The following is a 17,808-nucleotide window of genomic DNA, read 5'->3' as shown; positions in this document are numbered from 1 at the left end:
GCATCCTCTCCAGCGAGGATGTGATGCGTCGCCGTGCGACGCTGTTGCAACGCATGCACATCGACGGCCCGTTGCTGATCCTGCTGTTGACCCTGGCTGCCGGCAGCCTGTTCGTGCTGTATTCGGCCAGCGGCAAAAGCTGGGATCTGCTGGCCAAGCAAGCCACCTCCTTCGGCATCGGCCTGGTGTCGATGATCGTCATCGCCCAGTTCGAGCCGCGCTTCATGGCCCGTTGGGTGCCGGTCGGTTATGTGATCGGCGTGCTGTTGCTGGTGGTGGTGGATGTCATGGGCCACAACGCCATGGGTGCCACGCGCTGGATCAACATTCCCGGGGTGATCCGCTTCCAGCCCTCGGAATTCATGAAGATCCTGATGCCGGCAACCATCGCCTGGTACCTGGCCAAGCGCTCCTTGCCGCCGCAACTCAAGCATGTGGGCGTCAGTCTGTTTCTGATCGGGTTGCCGTTCATTCTGATCGTGCGTCAACCCGACCTCGGCACTTCGCTGCTTATTCTCGCCGGTGGCGCGTTCGTTCTGTTCATGGGCGGCCTGCGCTGGCGCTGGATTCTCAGCGTGATTGCCGCGGCTGTGCCGGTGGCGGTCGGCATGTGGTACTTCATCATGCACGACTACCAGAAGCAGCGAATCCTGACCTTCCTCGACCCAGAGAGCGATCCGCTGGGCACGGGCTGGAACATCATCCAGTCGAAAGCGGCCATCGGTTCCGGTGGCGTATTCGGCAAAGGCTGGTTGCTTGGCACCCAGTCGCACCTGGACTTCCTGCCGGAAAGCCACACCGACTTCATTATTGCGGTACTGGGCGAAGAATTCGGCCTGGTGGGCATCTGCGCATTGTTGCTGATTTACCTGCTGTTGATCGGTCGCGGGTTGGTGATTACCGCTCAGGCGCAGACATTGTTCGGCAAATTGCTCGCGGGCAGCCTGACCATGACGTTTTTTGTTTACGTTTTCGTCAACATCGGTATGGTCAGTGGCCTGTTGCCGGTTGTGGGGGTGCCGTTGCCGTTCATTAGCTACGGAGGAACTTCGCTGGTGACGCTACTGTCAGCGTTTGGGGTTTTGATGTCGATCCATACCCATCGTAAGTGGATCGCACAGGTTTGAATAAGGTGAAGATTTCAATGCAAGTAATGCGTGGCTGGGCGACTCGATACGCACCCTGGGTCGGCCTGGTAAGCATCCTTGGTACCGCGCAGCAAGCGTGGGCCGGCGATTACGAAGGCTCACCGCAGGTGGCCGAGTTCGTCGGTGAAATGACCCGCGACTATGGCTTTGCCGGTGAACAGCTGATGGGCGTGTTCCGCGAAGCCGAGCGCAAACAGTCGATTCTGGACGCGATCTCCAAGCCCGCCGAACGGGTTAAACAGTGGAAAGAATATCGCCCGATGTTCATCACCGATGCGCGCATCGCCCGTGGCGTGGACTTCTGGCGTCAGCACGAAGCGATCCTGGCTCGTGCCGAGCAGGAATACGGTGTGCCGGCGCAGGTCATCGTCTCGATCATCGGCGTGGAGACCTTCTTTGGTCGAAATACCGGCAATTTCCGGGTGATCGATGCCTTGTCCACCTTGGGTTTCGACTATCCTCCCCGTGCCGAATTCTTCCGCAAGGAATTGCGTGAATTCCTGCTACTGGCCCGTGAAGAGCAGGTCGATCCGTTGACCCTCAAAGGCTCCTACGCCGGGGCCATGGGTTTGCCGCAATTCATGCCAAGCAGTTTTCGCGCCTATGCGGTGGATTTCGACGGCGACGGCCACATTAATATCTGGACCAACCCGGATGATGCCATCGGCAGCGTCGCCAGTTATTTCAAGCGTCACGGCTGGGTCGCCGGCGAACCTGTGGTCAGCCGCGCCGATGTGCGCGGCGATCAGGTAGATGAAGGTTTGACCGCAGGTATCGAGCCGACGAAAACTGTCGGGGAGTTGCGGGCGCTGGGCTGGTCGAGTCATGATGCGCTGCGCGATGATATGCCGGTCACGGCTTTCCGCCTGGAAGGTGACAATGGCCCTGAATACTGGATGGGTCTGACGAATTTTTACGCAATCACGCGTTATAACCGCAGCGTGATGTACGCCATGGCCGTACATCAACTGTCTGAACAGCTGGTCCAAGCACGGGGCGTCAAGTAATGCGGGCATTGCCTATGAATAAACCCCTGAAGCTCATGGCATTCGCCGCGTTGACGGTTCTGGTCGCCAGTTGTTCGACCAGTCGCGCGCCGGCTCAGAAGTCCCCGACCGCCGTTCGTTCGGCACCTGGCCTGGATATCAACCGGGCTCACAAGGATGGCGCACCCTGGTGGGACGTCGACGTAACGCGCATTCCAGATGCCACGCCGACCCTGCACAGCGGTCCTTATAAAGCCAACCCGTACACGGTGCTGGGCAAGACTTATTTCCCGATGCAAGAATCCAGGACCTACGTGGCGTCGGGCACTGCGTCCTGGTACGGCACCAAATTCCATGGCCAGAACACCGCCAACGGCGAAGTGTATGACCTGTACGGCATGAGCGCAGCGCACAAGACCCTGCCACTGCCCAGTTACGTTCGGGTGACTAACCTGGACAACAACAAGACGGTCATCCTGCGGGTCAACGACCGCGGGCCGTTTTATTCGGACCGGATCATCGACTTGTCCTACGCGGCCGCCAAGAAACTCGGCTATGCCGAAACCGGTACGGCGCGGGTCAAGGTCGAAGGCATCGACCCGCAGCAATGGTGGGCAGCCAAAGGTCGCCCGGCGCCTTTAATGCTTAACGAGCCGAAAGTCGCACAAAATAGCGCGCCGGTGATGACGGCATCGGCCGGCACCGTCGAGCAGTGGACGCCGCCGCCGCAGCAACACGCCGCGGCCGTAGTGCCCGTGCAGATCGATGCAAAAAAAAACGCTTCTGTACCAGCCTCTGGCCAGTATCTGCAGGTGGGCGCGTTCGCCAACCCGGACGCTGCAGAGCTCCTGAGATCGAAGCTCAGCGGGATGGTGAGCGCTCCGGTGTTCATCAGCTCGATCGTGCGTAACCAACAGACGCTGCATCGGGTGCGCCTGGGGCCGATCGGCTCGCCGGGTGAAATCCAGCAAGTGCAAAACAGCGTGCGGCTGGCCAATCTCGGTTCGCCGAGCCTGGTCAGCGCCGAGTAGTACCTGGTTCTTGTTTGACGGTTCGCTTGCGGTTTGGGGGGCGAACCGGGTTGTTGGCTCGTTGAAGAACAAAAGCCCGGCAAGGGTTGCAGAGTGAGCAACTGAACACGCGACAACTTTTTCGAGAGTTGTCTGATTAGTTTTGCCCTAGGGCAGTTTCCATTAGCGATTTCGAGAGACGGATGAACATCACCACCTTTGCCAAACGCCTGTGCCTGCTAGTCCCGCTGCTGCTCTCACCCGCGGCTTTCGCGGCCGAGATAATGCCGTCGCCACCGCAACTGGCCGCCAAAGCCTATGTACTCATGGACGCCAGCAGCGGCAACGTGCTGGTAGAAAACAATGGTGACCAGCGTCTGCCACCGGCCAGCCTGACCAAGCTGATGACCGCTTACATCGCGACCCTGGAAATCCGTCGTGGCCAGATCGGCGAAAACGATCCGGTGACCGTCAGCGAGAACGCCTGGCGTACCGGCGGTTCGCGGATGTTCATCAAGGTGGGTTCGCAAGTCACCGTCAGTGACCTGCTGCACGGCATCATCATTCAGTCGGGTAACGACGCCAGTGTTGCGCTCGCCGAGCACATCGCCGGCAGCGAAGACGCCTTCGCCGACCTGATGAACAAAACTGGCGCTGAGCTGGGCTTGACCAACACCCACTTCATGAACCCGACCGGCCTGCCAAATCCTGAGCACTACTCGTCAGCTCACGACATGGCGGTGCTGGCTCGCGCGATCATCCACGAAGACCCGGCTCACTACGCGATCTACTCGCAGAAAGAGTTCTTCTGGAACGGCATCAAGCAGCCTAACCGCAACCTGCTGCTGTGGCGCGACAAGACCGTCGACGGTCTGAAAACCGGTCACACCGACGAAGCCGGCTACTGCATGGTGTCGTCGGCCGTACGTGATGGCATGCGCCTGATCGCCGTGGTGTTCGGCACCAACAGCGATGTAGCCCGCGCTGCTGAAACCCAGAAGCTGTTGACCTACGGGTTCCGCTTCTTCGAAACCCAGACCTTCTATCAGAAAGGCGCCGAGCTGGCTCAGGCACCTGTCTGGAAAGGCACCACCAATCAAGTCAAGGCCGGCCTGGCTCAAGACCTGACCATGACCCTGCCGAAAGGCCAGCTGAAAAAGCTCGCCGCCAGCATGACCATGACCCCGCAACTGGTCGCGCCAATCGCCAAGGGCGATGTGATCGGTAAAGTCGAAGTGAAACTGGACGACAAAGTAGTGCACAGCGCCGACCTGATCGCTCTGGACGCGGTCGACGAGGGTGGTATCTTCCGCCGCATGTGGGATAGCATCCGTCTATTCTTCTACGGCTTGTTCAACTGAATTAGTGTGGACCTGCATGGCCCCGTTCCAATCCGGAGCGGGGCCATGTCCGTTGCCACGGCTTACGAGGCCGTTACGCCATGACAGACACTGAAGTAAAGGCGCCAAAAATCGAATTCCCCTGCGCGGATTACCCGATCAAGGTAATCGGCGACACCGGCGTGGGTTTCAGGGACAGGATCATCGCGATCCTTGAGAAACACGCGACCGTTGACCACAACACCTTTGCCGAACGGCAGAGTACCAACGGCAAGTACACGACCATCCAGTTGCACATCATCGCCACCGGCCAGGAACAGCTGTACGACATCAACAGCGAGTTGCGGGCTACCGGCTTCGTGCACATGGTGCTGTGATGTCTGGCACGCTGGGCTTTCGCGAGCTCGGTCAGATGGCTTACGAGCCGGTCTGGCATGCCATGCAGCGCTTCACCAACGAACGCGGCAGCGATGCCGCCGACGAAATCTGGCTGGTGGAACATCCGCCGGTGTTCACTCAGGGCCAGGCCGGCAAGGCCGAGCATCTGCTGCTGCCGGGGGATATTCCGGTGGTAAAGGTCGACCGCGGTGGTCAGGTGACTTATCACGGTCCCGGCCAATTGGTGGCCTACCTGTTGCTGGACGTGCGCAAGCTAGGGTTCGGCGTGCGTGATCTGGTCAGCCGCATGGAGCAATGCCTGATCGAGCTGCTGGCCAGCTACGGCGTGACCGCGGTGGCCAAGCCGGATGCGCCGGGTGTCTATGTCGATGGCGCGAAAATCGCTTCTCTGGGTCTGCGGATCCGCCACGGTTGCTCCTTTCATGGCCTGGCCTTGAATGTGGATATGAACCTGGAACCGTTTCGACGGATTAATCCCTGCGGCTACGCCGGGCTGGCGATGACCCAGCTGAGCGATCACGCAGGATCGATTGAATTTGCCGAGGTAAGTGCCCGGCTGCGCGCGCAGCTCGTCAAACACCTCGACTATGCTGAGCAGACGACCCTAACGGGCGGAATCGACTGATATGACTACTGATGCAGTGCAAACCATGATCCCGACGCTCGATGTCACCGAGCGTCCGGCCCCGCGTGCCAAGGTTGAAGCCGGCGTCAAGCTGCGCGGCGCCGAGAAGGTTGCACGCATCCCGGTGAAGATCATCCCGACCACTGAACTGCCGAAGAAACCCGACTGGATTCGCGTGCGCATCCCGGTTTCCCCGGAGGTCGACCGCATCAAGGCCCTGCTGCGTAAACACAAGCTGCACAGCGTGTGCGAAGAGGCGTCCTGCCCGAACCTGGGCGAGTGCTTCTCCGGTGGCACCGCGACCTTCATGATCATGGGTGACATCTGCACCCGTCGCTGCCCGTTCTGCGACGTTGGTCATGGTCGTCCGAAGCCACTGGACGTCAACGAGCCGGAAAGTCTGGCCATTGCCATCGCCGACCTGAAACTCAAGTACGTGGTAATCACCTCGGTAGACCGCGACGACCTGCGTGACGGCGGTGCCCTGCATTTTGCCGATTGCATCCGCGAAATCCGCAAACTGTCGCCGAACGTGCAGCTCGAGACCCTGGTCCCGGACTACCGTGGCCGCATGGACGTTGCGCTGGAAATCACCGCCGCCGAGCCGCCGGATGTGTTCAACCACAACCTGGAAACCGTGCCGCGCCTGTACAAGGCTGCGCGTCCGGGTTCGGATTACCAGTGGTCGCTGACCCTGCTGCAACGCTTCAAGCAGATGATGCCGCACATTCCGACCAAGTCCGGTTTGATGCTGGGCCTGGGCGAAACCGACGAAGAAGTCATCGAAGTCATGAAGCGCATGCGCGAACACGACATCGACATGCTGACCCTGGGCCAGTACCTGCAACCGTCCCGCAGCCACTTGCCGGTCCAGCGCTTCGTACACCCGGACACCTTCGCCTGGTTCGCCGAGGAAGGTTACAAGATGGGCTTCAAGAACGTTGCTTCCGGGCCGCTGGTACGTTCCTCGTACCACGCTGACGAGCAGGCGAAACTGGTCAAGGCCGAGCTGATGTCGTCCTGATCCCGTTTTGAGAGCAAAAAAAGCCCGCAAGGCTTCCAGGCCTTGCGGGCCTTTTTTTAGCAGTGCCCACGGCGATTACAGTCTTTTCCTGCAAACCGTGGTGCGATTGACCCTCTTCTGTTTATTCCCGTTCCTGACTACTGTGTGCTGAAGCGTTCACAGGGAGAATCATGGATGACTGCTCGACCGACCCACACTCTTTGTCCTCATGCCCCCGTTCCGGCCTTGCCGCCTACAGGGCTGATTGGCGTGATCGCGCCCGCCGGCCCCGCAGCGCTGGACACCGATAAAGCCATCGGCTGGATGCGCGCTCGCGGCTATTCGCTGCGCGTGTTTCCCGGCGTTTATGAGCAAGACGGTTATCTGGCCGGCAGTGATGATGTGCGGCTCAATGACTTGCATGGCGCGTTCGCCGACAGCGAGGTCGATGCCATCCTCTGTCTGCGTGGCGGTTACGGTACGCCGCGTTTGCTTGATCGCATCGATTTCGAATTACTGCGCAACAACGCCAAGCCGTTTATCGGCTACAGCGACGTCACTGCGCTGCACTTGGCCATCAGTCGTTATGCAGGCTTCGTGACGTTTCACGGCCCGATGCTCAACGCGGACCTGCTGGGTGACAAGCAGCAACCCACCGAGTTCTCGTTTTTCAACATGCTGCGCGGGCAGGTGAAGGCGGGCAGTGTGCTTTCTCACCCAGTGGCCTGGCCGTTGACCACCATCGAGCCCGGCATCGCTCACGGGCGTTTGCTGGGGGGCAATCTGTCGATGATCGCCGCGACCATGGGCACGCCTTACGAGATCGATGCCGAGGACGTCATCCTGTTCATCGAAGACATCAACGAGCCGCTGTATCGCATCGACCGCCTGCTGACTCATTTGCGTCTGGCCGGCACGTTGCACAAGCTGCGTGGGGTTCTGGTGGGGGATGTGGCAGGGGTTGATGCGATCGCGCTGAAGAAGTTGCTCAAGCAGACCTTTGCGCCGTTGCGCATCCCCGTGCTGGCCGGATGGCGTAGCGGGCATTGTGATCCGAATTTGACGCTGCCGATGGGCGCGCTGGTCAGGCTGGATGCGGGGGACAAGGCGTTGGTGCTGGAGCAGGATGTGGTGATCAGGTAACAACAGTCGCAAAAAAAGATCGCAGCCTTCGGCAGCTCCTACAGGCGTACACAAAACCTTGTAGGAGCTGCCGAAGGCTGCGATCTTTTGCTTCTAGCGGCTACGCAGGCCTTCCAGCAACTTGTGCGTCGGATAACCATCCGCCGGCCAGCCAAACGACTGCTGCGCGCTGCGGATCGCTTTGCGGGTATTGGCGCCGATAATCCCGTCGGCGGTCCCTGCGTCGTAGTTCTGGGCGCTCAGCAGGTTTTGCAGCTCGATTCGCTCGGTACGGCTCAGCGGCAAGTCATCTTTTGGCCATAGACCGCTGATCAAACCGCCACCATTGAAGCGCTCGGACAGCAGACTCACGGCCAAGGCGTAGGACGAAGAGTTGTTGTACTTGAGAATCGCGCGGAAGTTATCGAGGACCAGGAACGCCGGGCCGCGATAGCCTGCCGGCAACAACAGGGCGGCCGACAGGTGTTCGGAGCCTGCCGGAACCTGGCCGCCATTGGGCAGGGTTACCCCCAGTTGTCGCCACTCGGCCACACTCTTGCGAATCGCGCCATCGGCCAGGACGTAATTGAAGCCGCTCGCCAGTTGTACTTCGAAGCCCCAGGGCTGACCTTTCTGCCAGCCGGAGCTTTGCAGGTAGTGCGCGGTCGAGGCCAATGCATCAGCAGAGCTGTTCCAGATGTCGCGGCGGCCATCGCCGTCAAAGTCTACGGCGTGGGTGTTGTAGGTGGTCGGAATGAACTGGGTCTGGCCCATGGCGCCGGCCCAGGAGCCGAGCATTTTCTCGGGGGCGATATCGCCCTGTTGCAGGATTTGCAAGGCCGCGATCAGTTGCGCATGAGCAAAGCCCGGACGTCGACCTTCATAAGCCAGGGTCGCCAGGGAATTGATCACCGACTTGCTGCCCTGGAACTGACCAAAGTTACTTTCCATGCCCCACACCGCGACCAGAGCCTGACGGTCGACGCCGTAGCGCTGTTCGATGCTTTGCAGGATGTCGGCGTGCTCGCCGACAAGCGCCTGACCTTTGCGCACCCGTAGCGGCGACAGCGCGCCATCGAGGTACTCCCACACCGGGCGAGTGAATTCCGGTTGGCTGCGATCGGCACGGATCACGCTGTCGTCCACGCTGACATTGGCAAAAGCACGATCGAACAGGTCGGCGCGAATGCCGGCGGCGAGGGCGTCCTTACGGAAACCCGCCTGCCATTCGGCAAAGGTCTGGGTAGGCTGGATGTCGAGATTTTCACCGGTTGGAACCACCGGCGGAATGACCGCAGGGGCCGTCGCAACGGTGCGGGTCTGAAGCGGTTGGGCGTCGGCAGCGGTGGGTTTTTCCGCGCAGGCGACAAGCAGAACGAGGCTGGAGGCAGCTATCAGTTGGCGAAGAGGCCAACGACGGGAAATACAAAGGGGCATGCACAGGTCCAGAGGATACGAATCAGGTGCAGACCTTAACATGTTGAGCGATGGCTTGCCTTTCAGGCCGCCAGAAAGTAAGAAGCCTCCCAGCTGTTAGACTGGAAGGCTTCGCGGCGGTAGCTGCCTTTGCCCTTGCCGGCTCGTTCCTGACGGCTGCGGAACAGTGGCTGGGCGACGATGGATTTGGCCTTGTTGGGGCCATGTTTAGATGGCTTTTTGCTCATGATGATCTCTCGCAAGTGAGTGGGTTTTGCGGGGGAATGATCTGCCGAAGTGGGGATTCTGTCTATAGGGCAAATGCAGGTGTGTTTTGTAGGAAAGCAAGATCAAAAGATCGCAGCCTTCGGCAGCTCCTACATGGGGTCGCGTTCATCCGTAGGAGCTGCCGAAGGCTGCGATCTTTTGATTTTATTCGGCAGGCAACGACAATCTCTGCCCGGCCATCAACAGCGTCAACCGACTCAGACTCATCCACGGCGAACCCGCCGCCTGGCCTTTGATCTGCGCATCGATGCGCTGGGCTTCCAACAGCAACTGCGCCCAGCGTTGTGCCGAATAGCGTTGCAGCGCTTTGCTCATCAATGGTTTGCGTTTGTCCCAGATTGGCGGTCGGGCCTGGCTGAAGGCTTTGTCGAGCGGCACGCCTTGGCTGTATTGCAGCGACAGGTTGGCCAGCAGACGCAGTTCCCGGGCCAGCGCCCAGAGAATCACCGGCGGTTCGACGCCTTCGCCGCGCAACCCTTCGAGCATGCGCAGGGCGTGAGCGGCCTCGCCATTGAGAATCGCATCGGTCAAGCCGAAGACATCAAAACGCGCACTGTCGGCTACCGCTGCTTGCACGGTTTCGACGGTGATCTGGCCACCTTCGGCCATCAGCTTGAGCTTTTCGATTTCCTGGGCGGCAGCCAGCAGGTTGCCCTCGACCCTGGCGGCAATCAGTTCGACGGCGTCCTGGCTGGCGGAAAGCCCGGCCTGGGACAGGCGTTGACGGATCCAGCTCGGCAACTGGTTGGTGTCCACGGGCCAGATCTGCACGAACTGGGTCTGCGGGCCTTCGACCAGCGCCTTGCCCCACTTGGTCTTCTGCGCACTGCCGTCAAGCTTGGGCAGACTGATCAGCAACACCGTGTCTTCGGCGGGGCGCGAACAGTATTCGATAAGTGCCGCGGCGCCTTTGTCTCCGGGTTTGCCGGAGGGCAGACGCAGTTCCAGAAGACGTTTTTCGGCGAACAGCGACATGCTGGCGCCGGCCTGCAGCAGCGTACCCCAGTCGAAACTGGCGTCGGCGGCAAAGACCTGGCGTTCATCGAAACCTTGCTGGCGGGCAGCCGCGCGAATGGCGTCGGCGGCTTCCTGACACAGCAGTGGGTCATCGCCACTGATGACGTAGACCGGCGCGAGGGCACCTTGCAGGTGTTTAGCGAGTTGGGCGGGGGCGAGTTTCATAAGAAGAGGCAAACGGGGCGCCTGAGCGCCCCGTAAGGCTTATTGCTGCGGCAGTTCGATAGGCGACTGACGCGGCGTCTGCGCTTCAGCTTTCTGTGCCGCTTCCAGCGCGTCGGTTTCAGCCTTGGCCTTGGCGTCAGCGGTCTGCTGCAGCTGTTCCAACTGAGTTGGGGAGAGCTGTTGCAGGCGCAGCATCATGCGTTGAACCAGTTCACGACGCATTTCCTTGCGGGCATCGTTGGCTTCCTGGTCGGAACCCACCAGGTTGTTGCCGTCATGGATGAAGACTTTCTGCACTTCGAGCTTGTCGCTCAGCAGTGGCAGGTTGCTCTGACCCCGGATGTCGTAGTTCAGCACCATGGTCATCTGGTACTCGCCAGTACGACCGGCGCCTGCATAACTGAGGATGCGCTGGCTTTCCTGCTCATCGGTCAGCACCAGTTTGTGAGGTGCGCCGCTGTAGACCTTGACGCCACTGCTTTCCAGCACCTGACGCAATTGCGTTACGGTTTCGCCGTAGGCATTGCGGGCGCTCAGATCGAGTTCCTTGATCGCCAGTTCAGTGGTGCCGGTGCCGCGCAGCTGGAAACCGCAGGCGCTCAGCAGGACTGCAAGGCCCATCACCAGCAAATTGCGTTTGATCATCTTGTTGCTCCCCTTGAAACCATGTGGGCCGGTCAAGCGGCCCGAAAGGTTTTACTCGGCGCCAGGCATCACCTGGCGCCCGATCCAATTTAGCTGGCGACGATATTGACCAGTTTCCCGGGCACTACGATCACTTTGCGAATAGTCAGGCCATCGACGAAGCGCAGGACGTTTTCGTTGGCCCGTGCGGCCGCTTCGACTTCTTCGCGGCTGGCGCTGGCCGGCATTTCGAGGTGGCCGCGCAGCTTGCCGTTGACTTGAATGACAAGCTGCAGGCTGTCCTGTACCAAGGCGCTTTCATCCAGCACCGGCCAACCGGCATCGATGACCGGATCGGCGTGACCCAGGCGATGCCAAAGTTCGTGGCTGATGTGCGGGGTGATCGGAGCCAGCAGCAGGACTACGGTTTCCAGACCCTCGTGAATCAGTGCGCGATCCTGTTCGGTGCCTTGCGCGGCTTTTTCCAGCACGTTCATCAGCGTCATCACTTGGGCGATGGCGGTGTTGAATTTGTGGTTCTGGCCGACGTCGTGGCTGGCCTGCTTGATGGCCTGGTGGATCGAACGGCGAATGGCTTTTTGCTCGTCGTTCAGGCTGGCGACGTCCAGTTTGCCCGGCAGGCCCTGAGTGACGTGCGCTTGAGCCAGGCGCCAGACGCGCTTGAGGAAGCGGTGCGAACCCTCTACGCCGGAGTCGGACCATTCCGCGCTCATGTCGGGTGGCGAGGCGAACATCATGAACAGGCGGCAGGTGTCTGCGCCGAACTGGTCAATCATCGACTGTGGGTCGACGCCGTTGTTCTTTGACTTGGCCATCTTCTCGGTGCCACCGATTTCCACCGGCAGGCCGTCTGCGATCAGCTTGGCGCTAATGACCTTGGCCTTACTGTCGCGTTCAAGTTCGACATCCGCCGGGTTGAACCACGTGTAGGCACCGTTGGCTTCGCGGCGGTAGTAAGTCTCGGCGATCACCATGCCCTGAGTCAGCAGGTTCTTGAATGGCTCGTTGGAGCTCACCAGGCCTTCATCACGCATCAGCTTGTGGAAGAAGCGCGCATAAAGCAGGTGAAGAATGGCGTGTTCGATGCCACCGATGTACTGATCCACCGGCAACCAATGGTCGGCCGCCGATTTTTCCACCAGACCATCTTCATAGTGTGGCGAGGCGTAGCGGGCGTAGTACCACGAGGACTCGACAAAGGTGTCCATGGTGTCGGTTTCACGCTTGGCTGCAGCGCCGCATTTCGGGCAGGTGCACTCGTAGAACTCGGGCATGCGCGCCAGTGGCGAACCGGCGCCGTCCGGTACGACGTCTTCCGGCAGCACCACGGGCAGTTGATCTTCCGGGACCGGCACATCACCGCAGGTGTCGCAGTGGATGATCGGGATCGGGCAGCCCCAGTAGCGCTGACGGCTGATGCCCCAGTCACGCAGGCGGAACTGGGTGCGCGAGGCACCGAGGTTTTTCTTGATCAGCGCCACTTCAATGGCGTCGAAGGCGCCTGCGAAGTCGAGGCCATCGAATTCGCCGGAGTTGATCAGCGTGCCGTGCTCGCCGTACGCATCCTGCCAAGGCGCCGGGTTGGTGTCACCGGAACTTGTGCGCACCACGGATTTGATCGGCAGGTTGTACTTGGTGGCGAACTCGAAATCACGTTCGTCGTGAGCCGGAACAGCCATGACCGCGCCATCGCCGTAATGCATCAGCACGTAGTTGGCGACCCACACCGGGAGTTTCTCCCCGGTCAGCGGGTGTTCGACGAACAGCGAGGTCGGCAGGCCTTTTTTCTCTTGAGTGGCGACGTCGGCTTCGGCAACGCTGCCGCCCTTGCATTCAGCGATGAACGCTTGCAGCTCAGGGTTGTTCTGCGCGGCCAGGGTCGCCAAATGGTGTTCGGCGGCCACCGCAACGTAGGTTGCGCCCATCAGGGTGTCCGGACGGGTAGTGAAAACTTTCAGTGCGCCGGCTTCGCCGATGGAATCGACGTCGTACGGGAACTGCACTTCCATGCCGCGGGATTTGCCGATCCAGTTGCGCTGCATGGTCTTGACCTGCTCAGGCCAGCCCGTCAGTTCGTCGAGGCTTTCCAGCAGCTCATCCGCGTAGGCGGTGATCTTGAAGTAGTACATCGGGATTTCGCGCTTTTCGATCAGCGCGCCGGAACGCCAGCCGCGACCGTCGATCACTTGCTCGTTGGCCAGAACGGTCTGGTCGACCGGGTCCCAGTTCACAGTGCCGCTTTTTTTGTAAATCACGCCTTTTTCGAACAGGCGAGTGAACAGCCATTGTTCCCAGCGGTAGTAATCAGGCTTGCAGGTGGTCACTTCGCGCGACCAGTCCACCGCCAGGCCCAGGCTGCGCAGCTGGCTTTTCATGTAGGCGATGTTTTCGTAGGTCCACTTGGCGGGCGCTACGTTGTTCTTCATCGCGGCGTTTTCCGCCGGCATGCCGAAGGCGTCCCAACCCATGGGTTGCAGGACGTTCTTGCCTTGCATGCGCTGGTAACGGGAGATCACGTCGCCGATGGTGTAGTTGCGCACGTGCCCCATGTGTAGTTTGCCGCTGGGGTAAGGGAACATCGACAGGCAGTAGAACGTCTCCTTGCCTGGCTGTTCACTGACTTCAAAGGACTTTTGCTCGTCCCAGAATGACTGGGCGGCGGCTTCGATTTCACGGGGCTGATATTGTTCGTGCATGGCTACTTTTGAACTGAATAGGGGTGGCCTAATCCTCTTCAATGCAACGCTGGACGGTGATGACGCCAAATCGGCGTTTCGGTGCCCAGGCGAGCTGGAAGTGGAGTTACAGGAAGCGCCGTAGCATACATGACCGCACTCTACCGAGGGAAACCCTGATTACACGCAAGGACGTGGCCAATACCCGCTCCGAGGGCCGTTGGTCGCGGCACTCAGCCGGTTTTTTCAGCGAGGCTAAGCTCTAAAAGGGGAGTGAGTCTTATCTTCAATGAGGTGATGGATGGTTGAGTCACAGCAAAAAGCTACAAAACCGGAGCTGTACGAAAAACTGATAGACCGTCTCGCAATGGCGCTGGATACGGCCAAAACTGCCGGACGGCTGCGTGATGAGCGTCCCCTGGAGCTGGAACTGCGTGGTTTGAGCCCCGCAGAGTTTGAACTGGTCAAGGCCTATCTGGATCGTAGTGAACGTGAAACGCACGGATGCTTGTCAGCAGCAGTGAAGCAACTCGAGGCACCGCGTTCGGCCAAGATCATCTGGCTCAAGGATAAGGCACCCGGCAAAGGCGCGGTAAAGGTCCGGTCTTTGCAATTCAAGTAAGGGCACTTGAAGCCATGGAATATGGTTTTTTGAAACAAAGTCCTTCCACATTTGTTGTCGCATTGCGTCAACCCACCTAGGCTTCGGGCATCTATGGAGATGCCCGATGCCTTTTCGTTATTTCATTAAACAACTTCTTCTGCCGCCCGGCATTTTATTGCTGCTGCTGGTACTTGCCTGGTGGTGGCGCCGCTCAAGGCCGAGACTGGCGGGGTTGTGTTTCATCTTGGGCGTGGGCGGTTTCTGGTTGATGAGCTTGCCGGTCGTGGTGGAATGGAGTGCCAAGGCCCTGGAGCGCGAGCCGCCGCTGGCGCGCGAGGAATGGGCAACCTTGGGCCGACGGGCGGACGCGATCGTGGTGCTGGGTTCAGGGCGTGAGCGTGGCGATCCGGCTTGGGGCGTTGATCAGCCGACCGGCGTAGGCTTGGGGCGCGAGCGCTATGCCGCGCGCCTGGCCAAGGCGTCCGGCTTGCCGATTCTGACCAGCGGCGGCCTGCATTACGGCACGCCACCGACCGAAGCGAAGCTGATGGCGGACTCATTGCTCGATGATTTTGGCGTGACGGTACGCTGGCAGGAAGGGCGCAGCCGTACGACCTGGGAAAACGCGCAATTCAGCGCTCAGGTGTTGTTGCCGGAGGGGATCAAGCGGGTGGTGGTCGTGACTCAGGCCTGGCACATGCCGCGAGCGGTCTGGAGTTTCCAACAGGCCGGATTTGAGGTAGTGCCCGCGCCAGTGGGGTTTTTAGGCGTGGACAATGCCCGGCCGCTGGGTGGCTGGATGCCGGAGTTCAAATCAATCTGGCAGAGCGGGCAGTTGATGAATGAGGCGGTGGGGCAGATCGGGTATTCGTTGTTTTATCGTTGAAAAAGCAAAAGATCGCAGCCTTCGGCAGCTCCTACAGGGTGTACACATTCCCATGTAGGAGCTGCCGAAGGCTGCGATCTTTTTGCAGGCGGCGCGATACTTAAACGGTTTTCGCCATCCGGTTGGCCACCAATGCCCAACCAAACAACAACACGCAACTGATGATCAACGGCCACGAACGCCATTGCAGGTAGGGCGTCAGGTTGTGCATCGGCACCACTTCGCCATACAGGATGCCTTGTTCGAACTGCGGGATCTGCACAGTGATCTGGCCAAACGGGTTGATCAGGCCGGTCACGCCGTTGTTGGTGGCGCGGATCATCCAGCGGCCGGCTTCAAGTGCGCGCATCTGTGCCATCTGCAAGTGTTGCAGCGGGCCGATCGAGGTGCCGAACCAGGTGTCGTTGCTGATGGTCAGCAGCAAATCGCTACGGGCGGCGAGGCCGGCGGCGAATTCCGGGTAGACCACTTCGTAGCAGATGAACGGCGCAATCTGATAACCCTTGGCTTGCAGCAGCGCTTGATCGGCCGGCCCTCGGGCGAAGTCGGACATCGGCAGGTCGAAGAAAGCGATCAGGCCGCGCAAGACTTCCTGCAGTGGCACGTATTCGCCGAACGGCACCAGTTTCTGTTTCAGGTAAGTGCCATCGCCTTCACCGACGACGGTAATGCCGTTGAAATAGCGCTTCTCGTGATGGAGTTCCTGGCGAATCGGCACGCCGGTGATCAACGCGGATTTACGCTCGGCGGCGAAGCTTCCCATCATGTTCAGGTAGCCCTCGGCGGACTCCTTGAGCACCGGGACCGCCGTTTCCGGCCAGATCAGCAGGTCGACGCGTTTGGAACTGAAACTCATGTCGCGGTACAGCGCCAGCTGCGCATTGAGCTGCGAGGGGTCCCACTTCATGCTTTGTTCGATGTTGCCCTGAATCGCCGCGACGCTCAGTGGTGCGCCTGCCGGGCTGGTCCAGGCATGTTCCTTGAGCGCCATGCCGGCCACCCATGGGCCTGCCAGCAGTAACACGCCGACAGCGATGAAGCCTTTACGGCCAGTGCGTACCAGGCGCGCAGCGTTGTAGATCAGCGCTGCCGTCAGGGCCAGGGTGAAGGAAATCAGCCACATTCCGCCGACCGGCGCGAGCCCGGCCAATGGGCCGTCGAGTTGGCTATAACCGGAATAGAGCCATGGGAAACCGGTAAGGAACCAGCCGCGAAAGGCTTCCTGACCCACCCACAACGCCGCAAATGCCAAGGCATCGGCCAGCGGCGCTTCGTTACGGCGCAGCCAGCGCGCCCAAATCCAGGCGGGCAGGGCGAAGAACCAGGCAATCGCCGCGGTGAACAGCAGCATCAAGAATCCGGCCAGCAGCACCGAGGCGCCACCAAAGTTGTGGATGCTGTAGTAGATCCAGCTAGTGCCCGCGGCAAACAGGCCGAAACCGAAACACCAGCCACGGCCCAGGGCCTGACGGGGGTTCAGTTCACGCAAAGCGGCGTAAAAGAAACCGACCGCCAGCAATGCCAGCGGCCAGATATCGAACGGTGCCAGGGCCAGGGTGGTAAGTGCACCGGCCGCCATGGCCAGCGAGTTACCGGGCCAGCCGGGGCGGGTCATCCAGTGCATTTCTTTCCTTAATTTTTACCGGGCAATAGGTGTCAGACGCAGCAAGTGAATCCGACGGCTGTCGGCGTTCAGGATGCGGAAGCGATAGGCGCCGATTTCAGTGATTTCGTTGCGTTTTGGCAAGTGCCCGAACGCGCTCATCACCAAGCCACCGACGGTGTCGAATTCATCGTCGGAGAATTCGCTGTCGAAGAACTCGTTGAAGTTATCGATCGGCGTCAGGGCCTTGATCAGGAAGTCACCGCTGGGCAGCGGCTTGATGTAGCTGTCTTCTTCGACGTCGTGCTCGTCTTCGATGTCGCCGACGATCTGTTCCAGCACGTCTTCGATGGTCACCAGACCGGCCACACCACCGTATTCGTCAATGACGATGGCCATGTGGTTATGGTTGGCGCGAAACTCACGCAGCAGCACATTCAGGCGCTTGGACTCGGGCACGAAGGTCGCCGGGCGCAGCAGGTCCTTGATGTTGAAGCTGTCGCCGTTCTCCTTGAGGATCAACGGCAGCAAGTCCTTGGCCAGTAACACACCCATCACGTCATCGTGGCTTTCGCCGATCACCGGGTAACGGGAGTGGGCCGAGTCGACCACGGCCGGCAGGAATTCGCGAGGTGTCTGGGTCGCCTTGATGCTGATCATCTGCGAGCGCGGGACCATGATGTCCCGTACTTGCAGGTCTGCAACCTGGATGGCGCCTTCGACGATGGCCAGCGCTTCGCTGTCCAGCAACTTGTTTTGATGTGCGTCGCGCAGCAGCTCCAGCAGCTCCTGGCGGTTTTTCGGCTCGTGGGCAAAAGCCTGGGTGAGCTTACCCAGCCATGACTTCTGCCCGTTGCTCGATCGATCTTCGCTCAT

The 17,808-nt window shown here is 60.1% G+C and carries 17 protein-coding genes; 10 read left to right on the top strand and 7 right to left on the bottom strand.

From position 1 onward, the window contains the following. The first annotated feature begins 23 nt into the window (after positions 1–23). The 8 genes from rodA to ACZ89R_RS14135 all read left to right on the top strand — a co-directional run bounded on the left by rodA (position 24) and on the right by ACZ89R_RS14135 (position 7,654). Complete coding sequence (gene rodA / locus ACZ89R_RS14170) at positions 24–1,127, top strand: rod shape-determining protein RodA (RefSeq protein ID WP_050549258.1); 1,104 nt, start codon at positions 24–26, stop codon at positions 1,125–1,127. A 17-nt stretch (positions 1,128–1,144) separates the two neighbouring features. Further along, positions 1,145–2,155 (top strand): lytic murein transglycosylase B, encoded by a 1,011-nt coding sequence (gene mltB, locus ACZ89R_RS14165; protein ID WP_123498554.1) that lies wholly within the window; start codon positions 1,145–1,147, stop codon positions 2,153–2,155. Further along, complete coding sequence (locus tag ACZ89R_RS14160) at positions 2,155–3,165, top strand: septal ring lytic transglycosylase RlpA family protein (RefSeq protein ID WP_007894385.1); 1,011 nt, start codon at positions 2,155–2,157, stop codon at positions 3,163–3,165. The genes mltB and ACZ89R_RS14160 overlap by 1 nt, the downstream gene beginning before the upstream one ends. Positions 3,166–3,347: 182 nt before the next feature. Beyond that, entirely contained in the window at positions 3,348–4,505 is a 1,158-nt protein-coding gene (locus ACZ89R_RS14155; RefSeq protein WP_429545453.1) for a D-alanyl-D-alanine carboxypeptidase family protein, read from the top strand. A gap of 80 nt (positions 4,506–4,585) precedes the next feature. Beyond that, positions 4,586–4,861 carry a DUF493 domain-containing protein gene (locus tag ACZ89R_RS14150; RefSeq protein ID WP_123498555.1) on the top strand — a complete coding sequence of 92 codons (276 nt, stop codon included), beginning with the start codon at positions 4,586–4,588 and terminating at the stop codon, positions 4,859–4,861. Next, positions 4,861–5,508: a lipoyl(octanoyl) transferase LipB gene (gene lipB / locus ACZ89R_RS14145; protein WP_192345313.1), complete on the top strand. Its 648-nt coding sequence runs from the start codon at positions 4,861–4,863 to the stop codon at positions 5,506–5,508. Before ACZ89R_RS14150 ends, lipB begins: the two co-directional genes overlap by 1 nt. Before the next feature lies 1 nt (position 5,509). Beyond that, positions 5,510–6,532 carry a lipoyl synthase gene (gene lipA, locus ACZ89R_RS14140; protein ID WP_429545454.1) on the top strand — a complete coding sequence of 341 codons (1,023 nt, stop codon included), beginning with the start codon at positions 5,510–5,512 and terminating at the stop codon, positions 6,530–6,532. A gap of 174 nt (positions 6,533–6,706) precedes the next feature. Then, positions 6,707–7,654, top strand: coding sequence for a S66 peptidase family protein (locus tag ACZ89R_RS14135; protein ID WP_429545455.1), 948 nt, complete (start codon positions 6,707–6,709; stop codon positions 7,652–7,654). A 93-nt stretch (positions 7,655–7,747) separates the two neighbouring features. On the opposite strand, the gene ACZ89R_RS14130 is transcribed toward ACZ89R_RS14135, so the two are convergent. The 5 genes from ACZ89R_RS14130 to leuS form a co-directional block, all read right to left on the bottom strand. Then, positions 7,748–9,070 (bottom strand): lytic murein transglycosylase, encoded by a 1,323-nt coding sequence (locus tag ACZ89R_RS14130; RefSeq protein ID WP_123498561.1) that lies wholly within the window; start codon positions 9,068–9,070, stop codon positions 7,748–7,750. A 62-nt stretch (positions 9,071–9,132) separates the two neighbouring features. Beyond that, complete coding sequence (gene arfA, locus ACZ89R_RS14125; RefSeq protein ID WP_046069682.1) at positions 9,133–9,297, bottom strand: alternative ribosome rescue factor ArfA; 165 nt, start codon at positions 9,295–9,297, stop codon at positions 9,133–9,135. Between the two features lie 184 nt (positions 9,298–9,481). Then, positions 9,482–10,519 (bottom strand): DNA polymerase III subunit delta, encoded by a 1,038-nt coding sequence (gene holA / locus ACZ89R_RS14120; protein ID WP_008070097.1) that lies wholly within the window; start codon positions 10,517–10,519, stop codon positions 9,482–9,484. Positions 10,520–10,558: 39 nt separating this feature from the next. Next, complete coding sequence (locus ACZ89R_RS14115) at positions 10,559–11,164, bottom strand: LPS-assembly lipoprotein LptE (RefSeq protein WP_429545456.1); 606 nt, start codon at positions 11,162–11,164, stop codon at positions 10,559–10,561. A gap of 89 nt (positions 11,165–11,253) precedes the next feature. After that, positions 11,254–13,860, bottom strand: coding sequence for a leucine--tRNA ligase (leuS, locus tag ACZ89R_RS14110; RefSeq protein WP_429545457.1), 2,607 nt, complete (start codon positions 13,858–13,860; stop codon positions 11,254–11,256). A gap of 280 nt (positions 13,861–14,140) precedes the next feature. Here leuS and ACZ89R_RS14105 point away from each other — a divergent pair, with 280 nt between their 5' ends. Then, a complete protein-coding gene (locus ACZ89R_RS14105; RefSeq protein WP_429431654.1) occupies positions 14,141–14,461 on the top strand; it encodes a hypothetical protein in 321 nt (106 codons plus the stop codon). Positions 14,462–14,567: 106 nt separating this feature from the next. Beyond that, the gene (locus ACZ89R_RS14100) at positions 14,568–15,329 is read left to right on the top strand and encodes a YdcF family protein (RefSeq protein WP_429545458.1); all 762 of its coding nucleotides are present in this window, start codon (positions 14,568–14,570) and stop codon (positions 15,327–15,329) included. 100 nt (positions 15,330–15,429) lie between these two features. On the opposite strand, the gene lnt is transcribed toward ACZ89R_RS14100, so the two are convergent. Together lnt and ACZ89R_RS14090 are read right to left on the bottom strand one after the other, a co-directional pair. Continuing rightward, positions 15,430–16,953 carry an apolipoprotein N-acyltransferase gene (lnt, locus tag ACZ89R_RS14095; protein ID WP_429545459.1) on the bottom strand — a complete coding sequence of 508 codons (1,524 nt, stop codon included), beginning with the start codon at positions 16,951–16,953 and terminating at the stop codon, positions 15,430–15,432. Between the two features lie 15 nt (positions 16,954–16,968). Next, positions 16,969–17,808, bottom strand: a complete 840-nt coding sequence (locus tag ACZ89R_RS14090) for an HlyC/CorC family transporter (RefSeq protein ID WP_007894419.1) — start codon at positions 17,806–17,808, stop codon at positions 16,969–16,971.

This window comes from Pseudomonas sp. TE3728 (genome assembly GCF_056279145.1).
The sequence above is the reverse complement of the archived record's forward strand: the minus strand, read 5'-3'. Positions and strand labels throughout refer to the sequence as shown.